19 protein-coding genes are annotated in these 23720 nt (G+C 40.3%); 3 read left to right on the forward strand and 16 right to left on the reverse strand.

All coding sequences use genetic code 11. The annotated features are described in order from the left end of the window. Nucleotides 1–78: 78 nt before the first annotated feature. From FLL46_RS09335 to FLL46_RS09365, 8 genes are all read right to left on the reverse strand, one after another. A complete protein-coding gene (locus FLL46_RS09335) occupies nt 79–5220 on the reverse strand; it encodes a hypothetical protein (RefSeq protein ID WP_142893247.1) in 5142 nt (1713 codons plus the stop codon). Nucleotides 5221–5574: 354 nt separating this feature from the next. Beyond that, nucleotides 5575–5739, reverse strand: a complete 165-nt coding sequence (locus FLL46_RS26935) for a hypothetical protein (RefSeq protein ID WP_168204108.1) — start codon at nt 5737–5739, stop codon at nt 5575–5577. 50 nt (nt 5740–5789) lie between these two features. After that, nucleotides 5790–6359, reverse strand: coding sequence for a 3'-5' exonuclease (locus tag FLL46_RS09340; protein ID WP_142893248.1), 570 nt, complete (start codon nt 6357–6359; stop codon nt 5790–5792). Between the two features lie 35 nt (nt 6360–6394). Continuing rightward, complete coding sequence (locus FLL46_RS09345) at nt 6395–7564, reverse strand: ARPP-2 domain-containing protein (protein ID WP_142893249.1); 1170 nt, start codon at nt 7562–7564, stop codon at nt 6395–6397. Then, the gene (locus tag FLL46_RS09350; protein WP_142893250.1) at nt 7557–9014 is read right to left on the reverse strand and encodes a hypothetical protein; all 1458 of its coding nucleotides are present in this window, start codon (nt 9012–9014) and stop codon (nt 7557–7559) included. Before FLL46_RS09350 ends, FLL46_RS09345 begins: the two co-directional genes overlap by 8 nt. 507 nt (nt 9015–9521) lie before the next feature. Further along, nucleotides 9522–10265, reverse strand: a complete 744-nt coding sequence (locus FLL46_RS09355; RefSeq protein WP_210418655.1) for a hypothetical protein — start codon at nt 10263–10265, stop codon at nt 9522–9524. Nucleotides 10266–10270: 5 nt separating this feature from the next. Then, nucleotides 10271–10603 (reverse strand): low molecular weight protein tyrosine phosphatase family protein, encoded by a 333-nt coding sequence (locus FLL46_RS09360; protein ID WP_142893251.1) that lies wholly within the window; start codon nt 10601–10603, stop codon nt 10271–10273. Continuing rightward, entirely contained in the window at nt 10603–10923 is a 321-nt protein-coding gene (locus FLL46_RS09365; protein WP_142893252.1) for a hypothetical protein, read from the reverse strand. Before FLL46_RS09365 ends, FLL46_RS09360 begins: the two co-directional genes overlap by 1 nt. 358 nt (nt 10924–11281) lie before the next feature. Here FLL46_RS09365 and FLL46_RS09370 point away from each other — a divergent pair, with 358 nt between their 5' ends. The 3 genes from FLL46_RS09370 to dbpA all read left to right on the forward strand — a co-directional run bounded on the left by FLL46_RS09370 (nt 11282) and on the right by dbpA (nt 14038). After that, the gene (locus FLL46_RS09370) at nt 11282–11731 is read left to right on the forward strand and encodes an AAA family ATPase (RefSeq protein WP_142893253.1); all 450 of its coding nucleotides are present in this window, start codon (nt 11282–11284) and stop codon (nt 11729–11731) included. Beyond that, nucleotides 11718–12470 carry a tRNA(His) guanylyltransferase Thg1 family protein gene (locus FLL46_RS09375; protein WP_142893254.1) on the forward strand — a complete coding sequence of 251 codons (753 nt, stop codon included), beginning with the start codon at nt 11718–11720 and terminating at the stop codon, nt 12468–12470. Before FLL46_RS09370 ends, FLL46_RS09375 begins: the two co-directional genes overlap by 14 nt. 185 nt (nt 12471–12655) lie before the next feature. Then, nucleotides 12656–14038, forward strand: coding sequence for an ATP-dependent RNA helicase DbpA (gene dbpA / locus FLL46_RS09380; protein WP_142893255.1), 1383 nt, complete (start codon nt 12656–12658; stop codon nt 14036–14038). A gap of 8 nt (nt 14039–14046) precedes the next feature. Here the strand turns inward: dbpA and FLL46_RS27330 are convergent, their stop codons facing one another. The 8 genes from FLL46_RS27330 to FLL46_RS09415 form a co-directional block, all read right to left on the reverse strand. Then, entirely contained in the window at nt 14047–14373 is a 327-nt protein-coding gene (locus FLL46_RS27330) for a peptide chain release factor-like protein (RefSeq protein ID WP_210418670.1), read from the reverse strand. Nucleotides 14374–14376: 3 nt separating this feature from the next. Continuing rightward, entirely contained in the window at nt 14377–14670 is a 294-nt protein-coding gene (locus FLL46_RS27335; RefSeq protein ID WP_210418656.1) for a hypothetical protein, read from the reverse strand. Then, on the reverse strand, nt 14670–15890 hold the full coding sequence (locus FLL46_RS09390; protein WP_142893256.1) for an RNA ligase RtcB family protein: 1221 nt from the start codon (nt 15888–15890) through the stop codon (nt 14670–14672). The genes FLL46_RS27335 and FLL46_RS09390 overlap by 1 nt, the downstream gene beginning before the upstream one ends. A gap of 375 nt (nt 15891–16265) precedes the next feature. After that, nucleotides 16266–16505 (reverse strand): hypothetical protein, encoded by a 240-nt coding sequence (locus FLL46_RS09395; RefSeq protein WP_142893257.1) that lies wholly within the window; start codon nt 16503–16505, stop codon nt 16266–16268. Nucleotides 16506–16667: 162 nt separating this feature from the next. After that, the gene (locus FLL46_RS09400; protein ID WP_142893258.1) at nt 16668–18392 is read right to left on the reverse strand and encodes a reverse transcriptase family protein; all 1725 of its coding nucleotides are present in this window, start codon (nt 18390–18392) and stop codon (nt 16668–16670) included. Then, a complete protein-coding gene (locus tag FLL46_RS09405) occupies nt 18392–18835 on the reverse strand; it encodes a hypothetical protein (RefSeq protein ID WP_142893259.1) in 444 nt (147 codons plus the stop codon). Before FLL46_RS09405 ends, FLL46_RS09400 begins: the two co-directional genes overlap by 1 nt. A 77-nt stretch (nt 18836–18912) precedes the next feature. Continuing rightward, entirely contained in the window at nt 18913–20562 is a 1650-nt protein-coding gene (locus FLL46_RS09410; protein WP_142893260.1) for an SWIM zinc finger family protein, read from the reverse strand. After that, on the reverse strand, nt 20552–23638 hold the full coding sequence (locus tag FLL46_RS09415; protein ID WP_142893261.1) for a WGR domain-containing protein: 3087 nt from the start codon (nt 23636–23638) through the stop codon (nt 20552–20554). Before FLL46_RS09415 ends, FLL46_RS09410 begins: the two co-directional genes overlap by 11 nt. Between the last annotated feature and the right edge of the window lie 82 nt (nt 23639–23720).

Consider the following 23720-nt stretch of genomic DNA (forward strand, 5'->3'; position numbering starts at 1 on the left):
ATAAGCTCGAATTAAAAAGACGGGAAATATTCCCGTCTTTTTAAAATTAGCCCTTATTAGCAGAAATAAATTTCGCGCTCACTGCGCAGTAAATGTCACTAAATCGACTCTAGCGACAAAAGCATCACTTACTTCATAATTATTTTTGATATACCGCCATTCAATCTGATGCATACCTTCGGTTAACTCATACGAATAAAGTTTCCAGCTATTGCCGAATATCGTGCCCTTATACTCCCCATCAATGTAAAAGTATAAATAGTCCCCACTATTAATATCGACCTTAGCCTGGAAACTCAAAGTACCGGCAGCAAAATAATAGCTAGTAGCAATCCTGCTTTCCTGACCTTGAACAAGATTCCCTGTTCGCAAGCTATTTGTTCCATCAAATGCTTCGGTTGAGTCTAATTCCCAGTCAACGTCACTTGATTCCGTTGGCTCCCAAAGAAGTGGAATATTAGCTCCTTCAAATGACTGACTTAAACTAGTAATCAATGGAGGTACAGAAGCGATATCTCTAGGATCACTCAAACCAACAATCACTTCATAAGAATCACTAAACGTGTCCTCGTCAGTATCCTGCTTATTAGGATCTGTGAGATGTATTAAAACTTCATCTCCATCTGATAAACTATCTTTGTCGGAATCGCTCACTAATGGCTGAGTCGAATAAACGTTTACTTCATCTCCATCAGTTAAATTATCCGAGTCGGTATCCTCTTGATTGGGAAGTGTAAATAAACCAAACTCAGTTGAGTTATCAAGTCCATCTAAATCTGAATCTATCGTTGAGTCCGAAGCGTCACCATCATTTAGCGAATACAGTGTCTCCCACCAGGCAGGCATACCGTCTTCATCATGATCACCAAATACGATATTAACAAACTCGACACCAGAGGCCGTGGACTGAACCAAAACAAGATCTTTGTTGTTTCTGACAAGTCTTAAGGATTCTCCAGTGTAGTTAGAGCTCAATTGCTCAGTTAGTCGATCTTTATCCCATACTTTGAAAACAGTGTTTGAGTCTTCATTTTGAATTGTAACAATCGTTGTGTCATACCAAAGTGCGTCAACTATTTGAATCCCCAAAGAATCGGTATGGCTTAAATCCTGTGTGCTAAACAGATCACCATTTCCAACAAGCAGTGTTGATTCGTCTTCCGAGAGAATCAGAGGGGCTCTTATCGTTCCTTCATAATCGTTACCCTGGCGTCGCGCAGCACCGATTAATCCGGTAGCAGGATCAAAGTCATTTGCAATCAAATCCTTAACACCATTTACGGCATTCTTAACATGAAACTGTTTATCGAAAACCTCACTCCAAACATGTCCATAAATCGTATATGGATAGTATTCTTCGTTATCCGTTTGAACGCCATTTTGGTCAAACACATAATGAAAATCTGAATAACCACTTTTATTTTGAGCCCTCAGGTAATTCGACATCATAGATAAACCACTGACTGCGCGAGCAATACTGGTAAATGGAGTCTGCTCTCCAGTTCCGGTCAAGTCGATGTAACGAATGGCACCTGTGTTGTAACCCAGATACAAACGACTCTGAACAGAAGAAACTGTCATATGGGTTGGCGCAATCTTCTCTACACCATTGTCGATCTCTACGATAAATGGATTGGTATATCTCGACTCAGACAGTTCCCAACGATAGACCCTGTTGTTTTCTTCACTCAATAAATAAATGAAATTGCTGTCAGAGACGATTTGATCGGGAACAAAATTAGGGACCATAGAATTATAATCACAAGTCACCCCATCTCCATGCTCTATCAAATAACAAGCGGAATCATTTGGATAGGAATCTAAAACTAATCCAGTGGTACTATCGTTGGCATCATATCCTGCATTCCATTCATCGGGATATCCATCATGATCACTATCTACTGACGCGGCAGGGTCATCTGGAAAATCATCTTCAGTATTTAAAACACCGTCACCATCAGTATCATAATTTGGTAGGTAATGCCGAATAGCAACAGTGCCATTTTCAATCATGACCAATACCATTCCTGATTGATCGCCGAACATTGCAACAGCCTCACCGTCAAATGTAAGTTGCTCCACTAGATTGAGAAGGGAAGTATCGCGTCTTTGTAACGTTGATGTATCAACATTATTGGTCATGGTCACTAGAGACCCGTCTTCCATCCATTGAGCGGCGGCTATCCGAGTACCGATTGAACCGGCATAATTTAGATCATCACCATTGAAATAATTACCGGTACCTGTTAAAACTTTTTCTCCATCAAATGAGACTTTAAGAGGATACATAAAACTGTACACACCATGATACGGTGATTCTCCCCATCCAACGACTTCACCGGTGTCGGGATTTATCTCGTCGTAATGGACATCGTTAGGATGTGACCCATCTCTAAAGTAATAGAGTCGAGAATTTGTTTCACTCCACGCGTAATCTTTCGAGAACCTTCCCATTCCCCTTAACCCGGTCTGATTTGCATCAGCATCATAAAACACGTGTTGATCTGAAAAACCACTTCTACTTTGAACCATCAAGAAATTACCGGCAGCCGCTAATCCTTCTGCCGCTTGCTCCATAGTAACAAAGTCGACTTCCAGCAAATCATCAGCGATTAAATCAAAGTACTTCACATCACCTGTATCATACCCCATATAAAGTCGATTATGCGGTTCTGAGTAAACAATAGTTGTTGGAGAAACGATAGATAAACCCGATTCATAACCCACCACCATTGGCTTGATATATCTGTTATCTGCAATTGACCAGCGATAAATGCGATTATTTTCTTCGCTTAATAGATATAAATTAGTCCCATCAGTTACGACTCTATCTGGAGAATAATCCGGCATCGTCGCAGAGTAATCACAAAAGACACCGTCACCGTGTTCGAGAAGGTAGCATTCAAAATCTTCCGGATAGGCATCTAGCACCAAACCTGTCGTACTCTCGGATTCGTCATACCCTTGATTCCAGCTATCCGGATACCCATCAAAGTCACTATCAATTGAAGCCGCAGGATCTAGAGGAAATGCGTCGTCATCATTTGATACGCCATCATTATCACTATCATCGCTTGGAGAATATATGTGGAAAGTGGTAAAACCATTTTCGACCATAACTAAAGTCATTTTTGACAGGGTGCCATAAATAGCTTTAGCTTCCGCTTGAAAGTTTTTCTGATCGATTGTTTTCTTTAATACAGCATTTTTTCTTTGTAAAGTTGCAGCACCTTCAGCATTAGAAACCGTTACTACCGAATTATCACTTAACCAACCCACAGCAGAAAAATTGCTACCGATCGAGCCAAACCAAGTTAAGTCGTCATTACGGTAGACATCGCCACTTCCCAATATAACAAACTCTCCAGACTGCGAGACTTTTAATGGTGGCTCAATATCATAATCTCCGTGGTAGTTAGTCTCTCCGAAATCAGTGATCAATCCGGTCTCTTGGTCAATCACCTGGTAATGTAAATCATTTGGTCTTAGGTTATCTCTGAAGTAATAGACTCGAGAATTACTCTCACTCCACGCATATGCTCTAGAGTAATAACTGTTGTTTCGACTGTCAGAAATCACTCCATTTGTGTCAAAAATATAGTGAGTGTCTCTATCTTCAGCGAGTAGATAATTTCCAACGGCAGCCAACCCTGTTACCGCAACAGGCGTGTTGGCAAAAGCGACCTCAGCCCCTTCGGAGTTCAAATCAATATATTGAATGGCTCCAGATTCGTAGCCCAGGTACAATCGATTATGTTGACCGGAGTAGACCATCAAATTAGGAGTAATGATTGCTCCTTCATGTTCAAGACCAACGCTTAAAGATTTCGTGTAAGCTCCATCCGCTATGGACCACTGATATACGACTCGATTAGTTTTATCCAACAAAAATATAATGTCAGTACCATCGTAAGTTATGTAGTCCGCAAGATAATTATCGATCAAGGTAATAACGCGGAAAGAAAAAGAAGAACTACCAATTGTCAGAATTGCTTCCGATCTGCTCCCATTGGTTTCAGCGGAGACCACTTTGATTTGCACTGTTTGCCCGGCTGAAATAACCGATGGCGTAGAAATGTAAGAGCCACCATCTATCGAATATTCACCATCCTCAATACTTATGGCTGTATCACTATCAATCCCATTGATTGTGACAACTTCCGAAAATATTTCTGTTGAAACCGGAGCTTGAGTCACTTCAGAAAAAATTACTTCATCAGGTGTGTTATCCCTTTCACGAGTGACAACACTGAATGTTTCGTTGGCACTACCAATTGTTAATTCAGCGTCTGACTGGGTCGAAAACTCAGATGCAGAAGTTAATCTAACTTTTATAGTCTGGCCTGAGTTTATCGTATCAGCAGAAGACTGGTACGGGCCGTCATCGACAGAGAATTCACCGTTGGAAATACTGATAGGCGTGTCATTATCGATTCCACCGATGACCACTTGTTCTGATTCAACGACAGTAGAAAGTTCAACGTCTATCTGGCTGTTAAATACAAAAGAATCTGGAGTCTCGTCTTTTTCGCGCGTAGTACTGGAAAAAGTAGCTGAAAAATCACCGACGGTTAACTCGCTTTCAGTTAGAGTGACATAGCTGCTCGCGGAAACTTGTTTAAGTTGAATTCTCTGCCCCGGATTAATCGTACTGCTTCCATTTTGAAATTCACTACCATCAATGGAATATTCTCCATTGGTAATACTGATAGTTGTTTCGTTATCTATCCCCTCAACTAGTACTTGCTCAGAAAGAATTTCTGCAGACAGTTCTGTTGCATTCTGGCTAGTAAAGCTAAATGCATCTGGGGAAGTATCTTTAGCTCGAGTCGTCACGCTAAATGTCGCAGACACTCCGCCAATTGTTAGTTGAGCTTCTGAGGTTGAAGAGTAATCTGAAGAAGATGTCAGCCTGACACTAACTCTTTGACCATTGTTTACAGTACCAACTGAAGATTGGTAAGAAGCACCATCAATTGAATACTCACCATTCGAAACGCTAATCGTCGCTGCCGCATCAATGCCTGAAACGGTAATAGGATTAGATTCGATTTCCGTCGAAACCTCAGTACCATCTACGACGTCAAAAGAGAATACGGAAGGTGTCGTATCCAGAGAATCAACTGGTGGTGGAGGCTCGGAGCCTCCACCACCGCCACCACAAGCGACTATAAAAGAAAGAAAAAGCGCGGCAACTAATTGAAATGAAAGCCTTTTCATTGCTACTACCCTATTATTTTATTGTAATAAATAACTATCAGTCACTATTCAGTGAGCTGCATCCCCTAACTGATTAATATCGAATAGAAAAACTTAAGAAGATCCCTAATAAGACATGAACAGTAAACAAGCCTTCTAATGAGGCTTTTCGGCGCCTATCTTAACAGATTTATCGACAAGAATCTTCGACGCGAAAAAGTAAAAAATACCGACATTTACAGAGTATCCAGCATTTAATTTAAATCATAGAGTAAGGAGGAAATAGTAAAAGCCTTCCATGGCATAGAGCAAACTATCAATAGAGTACTTTGTGCCTAAATCCGAGAACACAACTTCGCCCTTTAACATAGTTAGTTAAATCGTAGTTTGCTTTATTTGTGCTGGTGTAAGCGCCCTGATATCCCGACTTAACACAACTAGATCTGCTGGCTTGTCAACTTCAATACTTCCTGAAATTGATCGAGCAAACCGACGTACCGCTGCCAAGACTTCCTGTTCGTTTTCTTGTAACTTATCCATACTAATATTTCTTTCTTCGATATTTATTTTTGTTAATTAATGCGTCTGAACTATAGCTTTTTTCTACCAGTAATATAGGGCATTAATCGAGCCATATTTCGCGCATCATCTATACCTCTGTGATGGGTGCCTATTAACTCCAAGCCTGCCTTGTTCAACGCTCGGGCCATTCCAAACTTCTTTTTTAGCCCCTGACTGCTCGAAAACAATTTCTTGATATTTATGTGTTCAGCGTCGATAGGATAACCGATACGATGATACTGACTATCTTGAATGAGTTGTTTCCTATCGTAATCTCCCCAAGAACAAAAGATATATCCTGAGTATTGATACAACCATTTTTGAAATACCTTCACTGCTTGAGGATATTCTTCAGCCATATCAACCTGAGACTGTGTAATGCTAGTCAGCTCAGTGCATAAATTAGTTAGCTGTTTATTTCTAACTGGCTTAATAAAGCACTCGAATTCATCTACTACATTTAGATTCTCTGCTTCGACCATAACGGCGCCAATTTCTATCGTTTCCATTTCGTGCCTAGGGAAACTATTCTGATCGCAGCAGGTCGCTTCTAAATCGATGATTAAATAGTAATCATATTCTTCTAATTCTCTTTCCATTTTATTTACTTCTTATATTTAATTTGTTTCCATACTTAATGATTTTTCTTAGCAGCTTCTAATATATGAGGCTTTATAAAATACCCAAAACCAGCATTCTTTAATCTCAGTATCAATTCGTTTTTGCTGCACTCTAATGTCTCAGAAACCTCTTCTAAACTCCAATCATGTTTTGCTAGAGTTTTTAACAAGTACCCTCTCTTAGCTTGCGCTTTAGATAATTGATATGTTTTCAGATATTCAATCTGCCCGTCATTTCTTACAAGCGCTTCACCAATAAAGTTATCTTTGTCGTTACTTAAGTCAGTGACAAATCTCTGTAGAGAAAACGGGCCCAACTTATTTATTAACTTAGAGTCAACTTTAGGTTGCACCATGTCCTGCAATAATTCAGTCTGTTGTGACTCATAACTATTTCTTGCTGCGTCAACCAATTTACTCAAGTCCTCTACACTGTCGACTCTTACTCTATCTAACCCCAAGTCTAATGCAGGAACATCGTACATATACTGCCCGTTGTAAAAGACTAGCTCGCCATAAAAGTCTTCTATCAAGCTCGCATGCATCAAACGGTAATCCGTCCGATGTGGCACGATGAAAATTGATGCGGGAGCGTCAGCAACAAATATCACTACGCCTACCTGGTTTTCATGGATTTCAAATACTCGAAGCGCATCTTCCAAATCGCTAATCCAACGACCGCGATACGAACTTTCCGAGCGCACTCCTAATCCTTTTCTTAAGAGCGACTCAGAGTATTCCTCCCAAGCTACATTAGGTCCACCAAAACATAGGCTCAGAAAACCTTCCATTGCCAAATGTAGTGGTAAGAAGCGAAGTTGACGAGCTTCTTCCCTTTTAGCCATACGGTGCTCAATTCGAACTCGACAATCCTCTTTGTTGGTCTTTTTCCTAACCTTATTCAGTTCACAACCATAAGGAACCACAGGTCGATTATCCGTTGACCATCTCGCTACCATACCGTGTGGGATGTAACTGTAATAAATGCTATTGGGGATCTCTGGTCCCTGCTTTCCATCGAGAGCAACAAAGGTCGCATCGTCATCGTACTTCCTTAAACCCAATCGCAAATCTTCAGATGGCTTTTTCTTTATAACTGGAACAAGACGAACATTACCCCACATTTGTGAAGGTGCTAGTTCGAACTGCTCCAAGTTAATTTGTTCGAGTATGTTGTTAGCCATTTGCTAGTTTTTCCATATATTTCTGATAAACATAGTTCTCTAGAAAATCGATAGTTGCTCTTCCATCTGCAAATCGACAATATTCCAAAGTAATCGCAATATCCTCTGCATTTCGGATCCCGACAGAAGTAATTCCTCCACCTAATCCTTTTACATTGAAACTATTTGCATCATAAACAGGATTTAAGTGTACGATGCTTGTATTCGCCTTCCCCTTTTGTATCTTTAACCATGATTGATAAATGTGAGATGTAAGTCCTACCGGATCGTTTTCAAATCCGTCTGAAATAATCAACACCATATCCGGTTCTTTTTTTAAAGCTTCAATAAAAGGCTCAGCGATATTGGACTGACCTTTGGGTTGAAGATGTAGGTCTTGCTTTAAAGGCGAAGACCAAAACACGTTATACATTTTCGCAGCTCTTTTCAGAATCTGATGAACTGCAAAGCCAATTGCTAAAGGGCGTCGTTTCTTTTCTTTGCTTCCCCACATTGAAAAACTTCGATCAACGACTAATGCAATTTTATCTTTAGTGACTTGAGTACCTTTCAACAAACTTTCAGCCTGCGTCTCTAAAGCCATTTCGAATTTATCTTTCATTTCGACCTGCTTTTCATAACCAAGAGATAACCAATAAAGTACAAGTCGAGTTAAATCTAACTTTCCAAAATCCACATCTATCTTTACTTGCTTCTCTCTAGCTGCAGCCTTTTGTAGTCGAAGCTTCTCGTTTTTTGTTAGTTGTCCTTCAATACCTTTTAAAAATACATCGCGTGGGATCGAATGACGCTCAGCAAAACTTTCCGCTACCGTAAACGGCAATTCATATACCGCTTGTTTGCTATATTTTGCACGTTGAAAACTGTCAAATATCGATGTTTCAAATGGTATAGATTTAGCTTCGGTGCTATCAAATAAAAATCGCGCACGCTCTCCTTCTACTTTTTCGTGTACATGAGTCAGTGCCTGTTTTATTTTTGTTCGGTACTTAACTGCGTCAAACCCAGGATCTTTCCTAGCATTTAGATAAGACTTAACAACCGCTCGAGTTCTTCGATTATTGACGCGCTCCTTTTTCAAAAGAGCAAATAATTTTAAAACTCGGTTAACAGGCATTTCGCTTAAACAAATACGAATTAGATTTGACTCTTCCAATTTATGGGAAGAATGCTTAGGCACTCCTGCTGATAAAAGATTAAATATGATTAGCGCTTGATTGTAATGGTTAATTCCAGTCGCTAAAGTCAAAGCGTAGAGACGACGATAGTTCCCCAAAATGTATTGATGTAAAAATTCGATAGATAAGTCTTGTTGATGAGCATCTTCATAAAACTCGCGCTGCCCCGTACAGGTAAAGCAAGCGTTAATGAATAACACGAGATCTTCACCCTCAATCTGCGAAATGTTTATTTCTTGTTTTTGAGTTTTTATTTTTGATAGTTGCGACATTCTTGTCCCGCTCATTCTGGTCTTCATCATGAAATAAGCGGATACACTGGGGATAGTAAAGAACAAGACGTTTTTCTGCGTTAGAGGCAAATTCGGAAATTGCTCTTAAGTCCCGCAGTGTATCCTCAAACTTATCATCACAATTGATATATGTTCTTTGACAGTACAACAGCAACCGATATGCCAAGTTTAAGTTCTTGATTCCGTTACATCACAGAATACACTCTACCTGCTTGTTTTTAAAGACTTTATTATTCTTCCAAAGCGGTTTACTACAAATTTCATCAAAAGACCAACAGCCCTTAAAATATCTCATTAAATATATTAATATCTATACAGATAGATCCCCCCCCACCTACATAACATCCAAACTACCGGTCGCAGCCTGAAAAACCATTTGCTGCTCTCTAATCTGCATCTTAACCTTTTCATCACTTAGATATTCGAGACATACCTCAGGACTCTCAGGCAATTTTTGATTTAATATTAGTTAGTTTAATTAAATCTTTATTCATCTTTTTCCCAAATCTTTCTTACTACACTAAATAACTTAGGACCGCCTTCAACTTTCGGTTCTTTTCTTGCTTCAGCTTTCATATCCCAGACATCGTCTTCATCTAGATTCGGTTGTTGAAGTCGAGAACCACCCTTATGGGGTCTAGAAACAAAATAAGCAGGAGGTTTAAGTAGTTGACTTGTGCATTCTTCAGAGCAGGAATTAACCAACATTGGTAAATCATCGGTACCTACTCTTAGCGTGATCCAGAGCTGATAAGTCTCGTCATATGACATTTCCTTTCTGCACAGACTACAGTGGACAATATCGCCAGAATATCTAACTGGATTTTCTCCTAGATAAGGAAACCCCATTCTATTAGTTACATTGCCAAATAGGGCTCTGGTGCTCACTCGGCTATCTACCAGCTTTTTACAATTTGTGATTTCATAGGGAAACCAATGCAATTCGTATGATGTATATGGGTCAAAATATTTAAGTTCCGTCATTTCTCCAATTTCTGGAGGAATTCGCTTAAGTTTACTCCCATACAACCACATCTTCTTTACTTTCTTTAACTTAGCAATCGACTCTGGAAGAGTATGAATTTGCGCAAACAACTCTGGACCTAAAGCTTCAAGCGGTGAGAACTCCTTTCCTCCGCTAGCAGCTAGTTCATCGACATACTCACAGAGCTTTTTCCAAGCTTCGCAATTCTTATCTTGAACATCATTTTCTATTTTAGATATTTTCATTTTCTTCACGACAAACTATCCAAAATCCCGTTAACTGAATCTTTCAATTCATCAATGAGTTCTTCATCCATAAACTTGTATTCATCTGGAATATCCGATACATAAACTGGTTTGTGATCCAGCATTCGAGTGAATTCAGCTCTTAACCTGTTTTTGTGTTTCTGCTCCATAACGAAAACAACATCAGCCCATCGGATATCCGATGAACTGACAGTCTTTCTTGCTTTAGGGCTTGTTCCCGCAGATCGAACATTGAATTCAGGATGCTTTCGCCATACTTCCTCTGCCGTAGGACTACGCCACTGATTACGGCTACAGATAAAAAGTAAATTTTGCACTATTGACACTCCTCAATACATGACTCGTCATCATCTATTGGGATTTCAATATCCAGAACCTGACGAATTGTTTTAGGTGGATATTCCCTGCCCAATTGCTTGGCACGAATTAACTTATACCTTCGTGAATAAACAAGCTTCCAGTTTTTCTCTGAGCACTTAAACTCGCTTAGACGATATTCGGGAACGTCTTTAGTTTTTGAAAGCTTTCCTGAAACCAAAGGTTGATCTGTGTATACGTTTTCGTGGACCCTGCTATCCCGGACGTTAACTTTCACGTCTCGTTGATATCTTCTCCACGCTCTATTTCTAATCTTCATGTTTTTTCCTCTTCGATTTATCGGGTTCAGCAGCCGCGATAACACGGAGAGGTTTGTCCTAAATAGAACAATGCATATTCTGCCAATCTAGCCAAGCAAAAGCAACAAACACATATTGAATGGCACCAAAAAATTAACTGTCTTAGTAAAAAATAATTAGTTGACATTATTAACCATCCAGAAATAGTATCGAGCCATGAAATATTCAAATACCATTCAAATGCATAGCTCACATCAGTCAAACCATATTTGGCTGGGAGGAGCTATTGCTTAAGTGAAATAACTAGTCCGTTCACGAAGAAAGCCCTCCCAGCATGCTGCGAGGGCTTTTTTAGTGCATTAAAAAATAGGTGCGTCAATGAAGGGAATAATATTCGTGGGACTTCAAGCAAGCGGAAAGTCCTCCTTTTTTCTCGATAGATTTTATAAGGAATACTTGAGAATAAATCTCGACATGCTTAAAACCAGACATAGAGAAAAGATTATTTTTGACGCTTGTTTAAAAGGAAAACAGCCTTGTGTTATTGACAACACCAACCCAACAATGGAAGACAGAAAAAGATACATTGAGGCTTTTAAGGTTAACAAGTTTTCTGTGGATGGATACTTTTTTCAATCAAAAATTAGTGATTGCCTGAAGAGAAACCTGAAACGTAAAGGTCGCGAAAAGTTACCAACAATCGCGTTAAAAAGTACTCGCAGCAAACTAGAAATTCCCAAATATTCGGAAGGATTTGACAATTTGTATTACGTATCCATCACTTCAGGTGGATTTGATGTGGAAGAATGGAAAAATGAAATTCAGTGAATTAGATAAAAAAATGCGTATGTTTGAGATGGCAGATGACACTTGTGTACTTCCTGAAATCTATATTGTTGCGAGAATTGATGGAAGGGGCTTTACCCATCTAACCAAAGAAGTACACCAATTTGAAGCACCATACGATGCGCGTTTCAGGGACTTAATGATCGAGACTGTTAAGTCTTTGATGCAGTGTGGGTTTAAAGTTATTTTTGGATATACTCAAAGTGATGAAATATCTTTGCTCTTCGACTTAAGTGACAATGGCTTCAAAAGAAAGTTGCGAAAGCTCAATTCTATTCTTGCTGGAGAAACCAGTGCCAAGTTTAGTTTGCTGCTCGGCGACAAAGGAGTGTTCGATTGTCGAATATGCCAGCTACCAAACTCTCAGTTGGTCATAGACTATTTTCGTTGGCGTAACGAAGACGCCAACAGAAATGCTCTAAACTCATATTGTTATTGGAACCTGAGAAAAGAAGGTAAGTCTCCACAAGAAGCTTCCAACCGATTGATAAGATTGACCGTCGCTGAAAAAAATGAGTTGCTTTACCGCAAGGGAATTAACTTTAATGATGTTCCAGCTTGGCAAAAACGAGGCACAGGTGTTTATTGGGAAACATATCAAAAACAAACGCTCAACCCCATCACTCAAATACCGGTGTCGACAACAAGGAATCGATTGAAAGTTGACTTAAATCTTCCGATGAAGGAGGACTACAATTTGTTTATTAAACAATTTTTATAATTGGCTTTATTTTCTCTGAGCTCAAAAGCCGTGTTTCTACTACGCGGCTTTTTTGTCCACACAACCAACAAAGTCCGCTATTTATCTCGCATTATCTTCGTATAAGCGTATAATCGCGCGCAAAATACTGTATATTTACTGAGCTAGTAACGACAAAACTTTCTAAGCTCATAGGATCTCGACTCGTGACTCAGACCGAATTTTCATCATTACCACTTACCCCTGCTGAGCTGAATAATCTAAAAGAACTGGGTTATCAAACGATGACACCAATTCAGGCAAAAAGCCTGCCTGTGATTTTGCAAGGAAAAGATCTACTCGCCCAGGCTAAAACCGGCAGTGGAAAAACCGCTGCGTTTGGTATTGCTTTGCTACACAGCTTAACGATCGCTCATTATGAAACCGAAGCGCTAGTTCTTTGCCCAACAAGAGAACTGGCCGAGCAAGTGAGTAATGAATTACGTCGGTTGGCACGAGCCATTCCTAATACTAAGGTCACAACACTTTGTGGCGGAAAACCGATGGGACCACAATTAGCTTCACTGGAGCATAATCCACATATTGTTGTTGGCACACCAGGCAGAGTGTTGAAGCATCTGGATAAAGGCTCCTTAACATTAAGACGACTGAAAACTCTGGTGCTTGATGAAGCGGATCGTATGTTAGACATGGGATTTTCAGATGATATTCGTAAAGTCATTCAATGCACACCAAATCAACGGCAAACTTTGTTATTCTCAGCCACCTACCCCAAAGAAATCAAAGCAATCAGTCAATCTGTTCAGAATAATCCAGTAGACATTTATGTTGAAACTAAACATCAGGAAACTCAAATTGAACAGCGATTTTTTGAAGTCGATCGAGAACAAAGAGAATCAGCGCTAATTTCATTATTGCAACATTATCAACCTGAAGCTTGTGTGATTTTCTGTAACCGAAAACAACAGTGCCAAGATGTCGCCAATTTACTGTTGAGTCATCGCATTTCTGCAAAGGCGATACATGGTGATCTCGAGCAACGAGATCGCGATCAAATCCTAACTCAATTTGCCAACAAAAGTTGCTCAATTTTAGTCGCCACAGATGTCGCCGCGCGAGGGCTGGATATTAAAGATCTTCCAATGGTAATTAACTACGAGCTATCTAACGATCCAGAAGTTCATGTGCATCGTATCGGCAGAACCGGTCGTGCCGGTAATCAGGGCGCAGCACTGAGTTTATTCCAACCTTCTGAAGCACGAAAAGTTATCGGGATTGAAGATTATCTGAAAAATTCGATGCCAATAGGTAATCTGTCTGAGCTCAATACCTCACGCGCCTATCAAGTGAAGCCTCCGATGGTAACTTTGTGCATTAACGGGGGAAGGAAAAATAAATTAAGGGCTGGAGATATTCTTGGTGCCTTGACTGCCGATAAATCAATAAAAAGTGATAGTATCGGCAAAATCGATCGATTCGACTTTCTAGCTTATGTGGCAATCGATAAGGCAAATGCCAGCCATGCGTTGCAACTTCTGTCTAATGGAAAAATTAAGGGACGAAAGTTTAAGGTGCGTAGAGTTAAATAAACGACTATTTAACGCACGGTAATATCAAGAAATTTCTCTCCCTTAAACACTTTGATAGGATTACCACGTTCAACTCGCCAGTGAGATTGGTTTTGACTATTTCGTTGGGCACTCAACTTTTCCCTTTCCTGACAATCTAGTTTATGTTGGATAAGTGTTCTGGCTAACCGCTTATTCGCATGCTGACTTCTTTGCGATTGTACTTTCACACTAATGCCAGTCGCGCCGTGAGTAGCTCTCACTGCAGAGTTGGTTTTATTAACATGTTGGCCGCCAGGGCCTGACGCTCGACAGGTCTCAAACTGAATATCAGAAGGGTATAAAGTCTCTGATATTTGTTAAAAAACACCACCAATAAACCAGTTTTTCCGTTTATGGCTAGGACGATAAGGACTTTTACATAGCCATTTAATTGTTCCATGCCAGCTCTCTGCAAAGCTAAGCGCATCACTTCCTTTAACATTCAGTAACACCGACTTTAAGGTGTCGGCTTCGGGTCCCGCTTCTCGATCAATAATTTTAACTTCGAGCTGTAAACTCTCAGCTTCTTTTAACAAAACCTTCAACACTTTTGAAACAGCCAAACAACACTCGGCAGGACCTTGTCCGGCCGATAACTGCAATAAAATCACTAACAACCTCCTTGTGTTTTATAGGTAAGCACTGGTTTAAAACGAGCAATAGGCGTAACCAAATTCGCAGCCTTCATCGACTCAATGACCGAGCTAATCGATTTGTACGCTTCAGGCGCTTCTTCATAAATCAATGCTTTATTTTTACAAATGACTCGACTTCCAAACCCGGTTCGTTCCAAATCAGATTTTTTATAACGTTTTGACAATCGAGATTTACAATCCGAACGCCTCCATTTACGCCCAGCACCGTGAGCCAATGAATACAAGCATTCGGCACTCGAATTCGAATTAAGTTCAGGTTTAACCAGGTAACTATAGTCCCCTCGCGAGCCAGGGATCATAACAATACCGCAATCCGAAGGTGTGGCACCTTTTCGATGAATCCATCCCTTACCATTTTCCGAATCCAGGCTTTCGAAAACCTGATTTTGAGAAACCTGATTTTGAGAAACCTGAATTTGAGAAACCCGAAATTGAGAAACCAGATTGTGATTTACATCAATCACCAACTCACCATTTCCACGAAGTCTCTTGAGTATTCGCTTCGCGATTAACTCTCTGTTTAATTCAGCAAATTTAAGCGCATCGTCATGCCGTTTCATGTAGTGTGAAAATGCCTCTGACTTTTCATCTAGCCCTTGATGACCAAACTCTTCAACATGATTTCGTAAAATACTCTCGCCCAAACCTCTAGAGCCACTGTGGACAAGCAGCACCAAATTATTTTTGCTGATATCTAGCGCGTTGAAAACCGCTTCATCATAGATATCAGAAACTTGCTGCAACTCAGCGAAATGGTTACCACCGCCAATGGTTCCTAATGCTTGATCAAAGTTCGTTTTCATCAACCCTTTTTCAACGAGTCGACTATCAATATATTCCTTCCAATCTTCATGCAATGGTGCATCAATCGTTGAAAGGTGTTTTTCAAATTTGTCGAGATTGACTTTTCTTAACTTGATATCAGTTTTCCATAGCGACATACCACAGCCAATATCGTTACCAACAAGTGCCGGGTAAATTTTTGATCGTGATAAAAATGCTGCACCGATAGGATACCCTCTTCCCGGATGAAGATCTGGCATACCGACGGCCTTAACAATGCTATCAAGTTGTGCTGTTTTTTCTAATTGTTGGATCGCTTTTCCTTCGATCCAGGTGTCTGCATTCGCCACTAAACTGACATTATCAGACAATTTTTGAATAGGATTGCCCATGATTCAATTCCATACCATAAACAAATAACCTTCAGACAGTAACCGAAAATTCAGTTTATCTATCAGGTAGTTTTGTTGAAAATTAATCTATTAAAATTGGTTTATAAATCGTTTTAAAAACCAACTGTATTGGCAGGCCGAACTTAGGAAGAGAATACAAAGCTAAAAGTAAAGCGGTGTTACTCGAAGAATGACCTGCAAAAGATGTTATATCTATTCATTGATATTCTCCTTTGCGGTTATTTGATGTACAGATGGCGCGTAGTCTAAATGGGAATATAGAAAAACGCAATGCTAAACGAAAAAAAATTTATCAGAATAAACCAAATGGCGAATTACAGCACTGAATTTAGCTCTGCTTTATCAAGCTATCACTCACACATTCAACAACCTAACAGCAACTTTCATCCCATCTACTGTCCAGTGCTGTTTAACTTCGTTGAAGACAACTCTGGACAAAAGTGTTTCCTCACTGCCATCAGAGTAAGTGATTTGCATTTTACAAAAGTGATTATGTTGCTTGATAAAATCCAGGAATTGAATATTGGTAATTTCTTTTGCGGTGTCTAATTTACGTCTCTTAGACCAAGACTTTGTTATTATTTCGTACTTCATAGACGGACATACTAGATATATCTCTACAATTATTCAAGTACTTAATTCAGTGTTCTTGCCGGAATAACAGAGTGAAGCCGAATAGAAGATAGCACTAAAGACTCTATTGAGCCCGGCTTTCATAACACCAAAAGACATAAAACAAAAAATTTGTTCGATAAATTAACTCCCCAGGAAAATGACAATGAGTAATAAACCTATTGCAATGTAGATCATCAAAGTTCCAATGTTATTTGTGTCTTCTGTATTTTCGATCTCTCGCTGTTCGTTGGTACTATGTTCAGGGAGAGACTGCTCTGCTTCCTTTTTCTCTATTGCCTTAGCCTTTTTTTGTGCTTTCAGTTGTTCAGCTGTATTTTCTTTCACTGGTGAAGGCTTTGGCTCTGCTTGCCACCAATCCTCTCGAGGAGCTTCTCCACGAGTCGCTTTTACACGCATTATTTTCTTATTAAGCGCAGCGAGTTTGCCGGGCTTAACTTCAAAACCATACTGCTTTTTAATCTGCGTAACTCGTTTTTGTAATGCTAAACCTTTCTCAGGATTAACCATAGCGACAAAGTTAGCGTAACCTTCAATGGAAGGGATCAGTTGACCCTTACCCCAAACCTTGCCTTCAATACCATCTTTTTCAATTTGAAATAGCAATGCTCGAAATTGCTTTAAAGTTTTCCTGTCAACCGACAACTTTTGGTTAACAACAAGCCCCGTTACTTCCTGACGAGCATTTTTTCGCATGATTCGCGTTTTATCAGGGTGAACAACAAAACCTTCATCTATCACAATTTGCTCAACACGCCACAAAAGTTTGCGTAACTGGTGAGCCGACTTTCGTGTACCGGAAAATGTTAAGTCATCAGCATAACGAGTATAGGTAAAGTCTAATTTTTTCGATGCCCCAAAAACTCGGCGATCTAAATTGCGACATAATAAGTTGCTGATTGCAGGACTGGTAGGCGCACCCTGTGGCAAATATCTTTCACCGCGAGCAACGTAAAAAGTTTCACCATCCAGCTCAACTTCGTCAATTTCCGGCTCTGAACATAACAATGCCAACACCGTCGCGACTTGTTCACTATAACCCAGTTTGCAAAACAAGCCTTTAATTCGTTTGTAGGTGACCGTCGGAAAGAAATCCTTGAGGTCCATATTGACAACAACATCAGCACCAACGTGAGGTTTAGCATTAGTAACAATTGAACGTTGAGCAACAAACCCGTGAGCAGTATCATGTAAAGGCAGCTTTTCGAGAATGTTTCCGAGTATCCAATACTGTAACCTTTTTAACCGAGGCATGGGGGCGGAAATACGTCGAGTTCCGCCTGTTTTTTTCTCAATTAAAAACTGCTGATAATGGGTAGTTTTTGATGTTTTACGGCCAAAGGATAAAAATCTTAATTCATTGATACTGATTCCCATTGCTTTCGCTAGCGCGAGGCTACTATCAATAACGGGCAGCTCTTGATTAGTCAGTCGCTCTCTATCAGTGAAACTTCCTTGTAAACCAGCAGAAAAGTCTTCGCCCAAATAAGTTATTTCAGCTTGATTTTTATTATGCCAGTTAACAGCTCTTTGATAACGTGCTTCATTATTATTTTGCTTAGTTTCTTCTCTGCGTTTTAATGCTTCGGCTTTACGTTGCTTGTGTAATTCTTTAAGTGCTTTTTGAGGATCTTGATACTGTTGTTGCTTCTTCAGCAACGCCTGAAACTCTCGTTCTAACTCCCCTTTTCGAGCTATTAGCTCGGCAGGCAAACTAGGTTTTCCGCTGTCTTCGTTCCAGTAGCCCAGGCGAATCATTTCGCTGAGAATATATTCATCTTTGCTTGACTCACGGATCAGATCATAAAGCTGTTGACGAGTTAGCTTTCCTGGCGAACTTGCAGACATTACAGCGCACTCCTGTAGCTAACAAAACCAAAGATAGAGTAAAAGTCAGGGGCAGTATTTTTTGTAAAAAGCTTAGAGAAAAAACGACGAATGCCAGAGTAAGAATATGATGATGGTAACGCGACCGAATTTCCCTTCGAAGTATTCTCAGGACTGGGCCGCTCAACTCGACGCGAGGATGCACTACCACGTGCTGTTTGCTCCAGGGGAGCCAAACAGAAACGCACGTGGTAGTGCATTCCTCGCCCAGTAAAGAGCGGACCAGTGACGCGTGAGCAGGCTTTAAGCAAGAATGGCGATCCACCATTCAGATTGCAAGGTCGTTGGTCAGCGTTACCATCAAAACTGAGTATATCAGGGCTTTCCCCGATTGAGAATTTTTTATTAATTAAAAACTGCTGTTTAATTAAAAATAAGTTGTTAATCAAAAGTCTATTCAGCATATTGAAGTCTATTTAAAATCGATTTTAGCGGTCTGCTTAAACCTCGGTTAACCAGGTTTACCATGGCCATTCAATTTTTATTTTATTTCGTTATTGTTAGCGCCTTGAAAACGGCGCAGAGCCAACATATGTTCACAGGGTCCCTTGTACAATTTATTACTCACATAAAAGTGACATTGGCAGCTACCTTTTACCAAACGCTGATCCGAGTCTAATACCATTTCAGTTGAATATTCGGTCGCGTTATCCATCACCGTTCCAGACAACTGAACCTTGCCGTTAGATTCTGAATAATTATTCAATTCGACCAGATTAGCAGCCACGAAATTATTGGCTTTTTCTTCTCGTTCATTGCTGAAACGCAATTTCTCTAACGGTAGTGGTTCTTTAGCTAGTTCTCGCAATCGGTATACACCTTTCTTGAGATCGTAAATAACTCTACCTGCCTGGGTTAAAATGCTCAGCGCGGCTAAAACCAGGCTACGATCAAGTTGTAATTGACGAGCAATATCATTAGCCGCACAAAACCATTCTTTTTTTAACATACCAAGAACTAAATTAACGGTATGTTCATCAACACTTTTTCTCGGTGCCATTAAGTCAAAGTTACTGACTTTTGACCAATCATTAGCAGTCCATCCGGATAAGCCTAAAGTAAAAGTCATATCGCCCAGATCTGCTTCGAAAAAAGATGGCAATCCAGAGCCGAGTAAACTCACAGTAAATTTTTTCGCTATCGGAATAAGACGCTCCAATACTAACAAGCGCCTTCTGCCCCAGATACGAATTTCTTGTGGCTCAGTTCCCTGATATATCGAACGGCGACAAACTACTTCGTGATTCCAGGGTTCAAATATAGCCTTTACCGGCTCTCCTGGTTTTAACTGAAACTTAATCGACCGCGGACCAACCCGCTCTTTTTGCCGGCGCAACACAAAGCAAAAGTTGTGGATGTCCATCGGGTGTAGATCAAAAGTTGTGAGAGGCAGTGTCATCGCTGAGCTTACTTGTAAAAAACCGCGCACCCAACTATCCGGTAAATCGATTTTTTGTTCGATATATTTGTCTTCGTTGGTTGTTTCAACGGCAAAGCCCGTTGGATCGACCTTAAACTGAGTCTTTTTATAGTCGCGAATTTTCTGAAATTCAGCGTAAAGTTCTGCAGAATAATCAATATTGGTGGTTCCACATTGAAAATCGCTGATATTTTTAAACACATCAAAATTACAACTCAACTTGCCGTAACTAGATTCATCCTGACTAAAACATTCAAAAAATATTTCATCTGGATGAACAGTTATCACTGGGTCGAGAACAAACCACGCGTTGTAATCGTGCTTGTATAAATATTTAAAATATTGATTTTGAGCTTTATAGTAAGGTGATAAGATTTTCGACTGTTGACTACGCAGCTCAGATAACTCACTTCTTACCAATTTTAATTTAGCTTCAATCTCTGCTTGCCCGGACATAAATTCGGCCAATAAGGATTCCTCTTCTTGCGCCAACCATGCAAAATATTCGTCACGATTTCTCGGCTGAAAACGCAAATCAGCAACCACAACATTATGCAAGGCGGACATACCTTCCCTGAAGGCTATATGTTGCGCTAAGTCAGCGACAAAAAAAGTTGGTTCTCGAAGCGTGTCCGGAGTAAAACTCATTTCCGTTGAGATAGCACTTCCGTCAACGGTTGAAGTTCCTAAATAGCGATAATCAAACTCCATGACTCACCTCCCGTGAACTATGACGGCGGTTATGTTCCTGACCTTTCAGAGGTAATTTCTTAACTTGTATTGGCAATGATACTTGCGGATATTTGTCGCGAATTGCGCACATTCCCTGAATGTATGCGGCTTTATCGGTTAGCGAGTAAGTCACCGATTGTCGTTCAAAAATACTGGCTACTAAACTTGCTGCCGCTTCAGATTTAAGAGCCTCGGCCAGCATAAAAAGTGTGACTCTATCTTTCGCCACTCGCCCCTGGCAAACATTGGATAACACGGTAATAAGGTATGGTTGTAACTGTTGCAGCCTTTCGAAATTATCCGCTGCATAGTTTGCTAAAAAATTAGTGGTGAAAAGTTGGACATTTCGACTGGGATGTTGACTTAGTTTGCTTAAATATTCTACGCCATCACCCTCTTCAAAAAAAGTGGTGATAAGTTCACGACCAAAACGCTGCACATCATCTCGTGTATTGTCACAAATACCAATAATCGTGGCGGGACTCCAATCATCTTTATCGAATGTTTCACGAAAATAGCGAATTGCAAAATCCCGACTGTCATCCCAACTACTATTTAATATCCTTAGCCCATCTACCGCGGATGATTTAATCAGGGCCGTATTTTCTTGATACGCAGCCATCGCCCACTGTCGAACGAGTAACGTAGGATTCTTTGCCAACGCGGCCCATTGTTTAATCGTATAGTCACTATGAGAAGCGTCTTGAAGACTGATAGCACCGAGCTTTTGCGCAGTCTTCGACTGTGCGTGAATCAATCGCCAACGTAGATTTTTGTCCATCCTTTTAACCGACTCACCCAGTGATTTTTCAATTAGTTCAACGAGCTCATCACCAAACCCTTCGCTAGGTTCAGTTAGAAATAGTTGAGGGATAAGGGCTTCAAACATCGCATCGCCAAAATCCTGATTTCGATTGGCGAGCCTTTCAATAATTGGACGAACCGCGAGCCTGACCGGTGCTTTTTCTGACAAACAATAAGACAGTAGTAACGATTGCTTATTTAATAAATGTGAGTCGCTATATTTTCCTAACAAACTCACGCCAATCCCTTGCAGTTCATCACTAGAAGACTGGTTAATAATTTTCAGGACTGAATCAGGGATAGACTCAATCGGTGTACTGTGATTTAACAGGAACTTGGCGCCTAATAACTGAACATCTGTATTAGTATGAACAAGCAGCATTTCTATCACCGCAAAATCAATTCGTTTGATTTCTGTCTCAAAATTATCAAGTAAAATTTGAGCAATATCTTTAATACTGGCAGCAAGAATAGACTGATTCATTGTTTGGACAGCATCGATCACTTTACCAATGAGCCGCTTTTGTTCATGAGATAGAAGATTAATATTCTTTAAGTGCTGAAAACACCAAGCTCGCACATCTTCATAACCACTAGTAATCATGTGAGCCAACAAATCGAGTGACTTTTCTAACTGTGTTGAGGGTAGTTGTTTTACCCACTGTAAGCCTTGCTCTCTAGCAGGTTCATAGCTTGATGATAAGCAAGCGATAACAAGTGCTAAGTCAGGGTGTGCAGGGTCAAAAATGCTTTTCGCCAATTCCAGACTAAACGCAGCCGTTTCTTGATAAACAGAACCAAGCAACCTGCCAATGGATTCAGCACCAATCGTTTTGCAAAAATTGTCATTATCCCGTAACGCCCTGGCGGCAAACTGGTGGACTAGGCTACAGCGACTTTCTAACAGTAAACTCAACAACTGCTCTGGGTGCTTGTCCCAAAGCTCAGGAAACGCCTCAACTCTCCCGGTATCAGGCGTTTCATTAACTCGACACCAAAGTTTTCTACTTGCCGTTAATGAATACTGGGCACTGCGTTGGAAGATAATGTGATTTAAGGTTAGAAAATGAGAAAATTTATCATAGTAAGTTGTGGAGATAACCTCTGTCTGACGTGTATCCCAATTCCATTCGCTGCGAACTATTTCCTGAGGTTCTTTGCTATGTTCATCGGTAATAGACAATAAAACGCCCGCAGCCATTTCGACATATTGGTTATCATCCGCTTCCCCTAATTTACGCAAAGTTCTCCAACTTCGTCTTCTCAAGTACACCCTTGAGCCTTGGGTAAAAGGTTTGCCCCAATACCCATGTGGAGTAAGTTCAATTCGCAAGGTAATGATGCCAAATACTTTCGCATCAGATCTAAATTCCGCCAGTTTGAAAATATGGCGAAAGGCTTTGAAGTAATTTTTCTTACTAAATGGGACCGTTTTTAACACATGACTTAGTGCAACATGGCAGCTTGGATATTTGATTGCCAAAGTATAAATATCAACCAGCAATTCAATATTATGTTTGTTTCTGTTCGTCAGACTCGCCATTAACCTTTCAATTAACTCCTGCTCATTCTCGGTGTCGATACATTGCTGGAGTTCATTAGACAATCGGTTCTTAACTTCGCCGAGCGCCTGCTCTTTTTGTTGCTCAGTGGCGAGATGGAGATAAGCTTCGTTTGCCATTCGACGGACAGTGTCGTCTTTACTTTTTTGCAATTTTTCAATAACTGGCAGGTGTGAATGATTACCGCAACGCCCTAAAGACCAGGCGATAGAATAATTTCTAAGGGTGTCTCTACCAGAAACTAACCCTGCAATCTTATCTGCCGCCGCGCTCATTTTTAATTCGCCAGCCCGCCAGATAATTCGCGAGAGCGGCCAGTGTTCAGGAGGAGTATCTAAATACTTCAAAATAGTCTTTGTTATACTTTCGTCAGATGCGCTATCGTTATTTGCACTATTGTTATTCAAACTATGCAACTCTTCAGCGGATTCCACCGGTGCGCCAGCTTCTCGATAGCCTTTATTCGTTTTAGACACTACTAGACTGTCATATATCTTTTGTGCTTTGTCTAAGGAAACCGGATCGGTGGTTTTGCTGCCTTCTCGAAGGTTACTACCGAAGCGACCATAGCGAAAATTAACGACGTATCTTTCATCGCCAGAAGCTCGTGTTTCACACAAGTCCACTTCATATACTTTATCCGATTTTCCTTCGGTAAATCGCAGACGCGCTTGTCGAATAAGTTTCATTGAGTATTTAATTTTAATAAAGAAAAGTTAATGATGATTTTGTCCATGTCAGTTATTTTACTTTTGTCGTTCACATCCTTTA

It is taken from the genome of Aliikangiella coralliicola (assembly GCF_007004725.1).
Taxonomy (GTDB): Bacteria; Pseudomonadota; Gammaproteobacteria; order Enterobacterales; family Kangiellaceae; genus Aliikangiella; species Aliikangiella coralliicola.

Bases quoted from the DNA above. Each gene is read 5' to 3' on its own strand.
- FLL46_RS09335 (WP_142893247.1), bottom strand. From the start codon at position 5,220: ATGAAAAGGCTTTCATTTCAATTAGTTGCCGCGCTTTTTCTTTCTTTT.
- FLL46_RS09345 (WP_142893249.1), bottom strand. From the start codon at position 7,564: ATGGCTAACAACATACTCGAACAAATTAACTTGGAGCAGTTCGAACTA.
- FLL46_RS09350 (WP_142893250.1), bottom strand. From the start codon at position 9,014: ATGTCGCAACTATCAAAAATAAAAACTCAAAAACAAGAAATAAACATT.
- FLL46_RS09390 (WP_142893256.1), bottom strand. From the start codon at position 15,890: ATGGGCAATCCTATTCAAAAATTGTCTGATAATGTCAGTTTAGTGGCG.
- FLL46_RS09340 (WP_142893248.1), bottom strand. From the start codon at position 6,359: ATGGAAAGAGAATTAGAAGAATATGATTACTATTTAATCATCGATTTA.
- FLL46_RS09410 (WP_142893260.1), bottom strand. From the start codon at position 20,562: ATGGAGTTTGATTATCGCTATTTAGGAACTTCAACCGTTGACGGAAGT.
- FLL46_RS09370 (WP_142893253.1), top strand. From the start codon at position 11,282: ATGAAGGGAATAATATTCGTGGGACTTCAAGCAAGCGGAAAGTCCTCC.
- FLL46_RS09405 (WP_142893259.1), bottom strand. From the start codon at position 18,835: ATGCTGAATAGACTTTTGATTAACAACTTATTTTTAATTAAACAGCAG.
- FLL46_RS09395 (WP_142893257.1), bottom strand. From the start codon at position 16,505: ATGAAGTACGAAATAATAACAAAGTCTTGGTCTAAGAGACGTAAATTA.
- FLL46_RS09365 (WP_142893252.1), bottom strand. From the start codon at position 10,923: ATGAAGATTAGAAATAGAGCGTGGAGAAGATATCAACGAGACGTGAAA.
- FLL46_RS09355 (WP_210418655.1), bottom strand. From the start codon at position 10,265: ATGAAAATATCTAAAATAGAAAATGATGTTCAAGATAAGAATTGCGAA.
- FLL46_RS09415 (WP_142893261.1), bottom strand. From the start codon at position 23,638: ATGAAACTTATTCGACAAGCGCGTCTGCGATTTACCGAAGGAAAATCG.
- FLL46_RS09375 (WP_142893254.1), top strand. From the start codon at position 11,718: ATGAAATTCAGTGAATTAGATAAAAAAATGCGTATGTTTGAGATGGCA.
- FLL46_RS09400 (WP_142893258.1), bottom strand. From the start codon at position 18,392: ATGTCTGCAAGTTCGCCAGGAAAGCTAACTCGTCAACAGCTTTATGAT.
- FLL46_RS26935 (WP_168204108.1), bottom strand. From the start codon at position 5,739: ATGGATAAGTTACAAGAAAACGAACAGGAAGTCTTGGCAGCGGTACGT.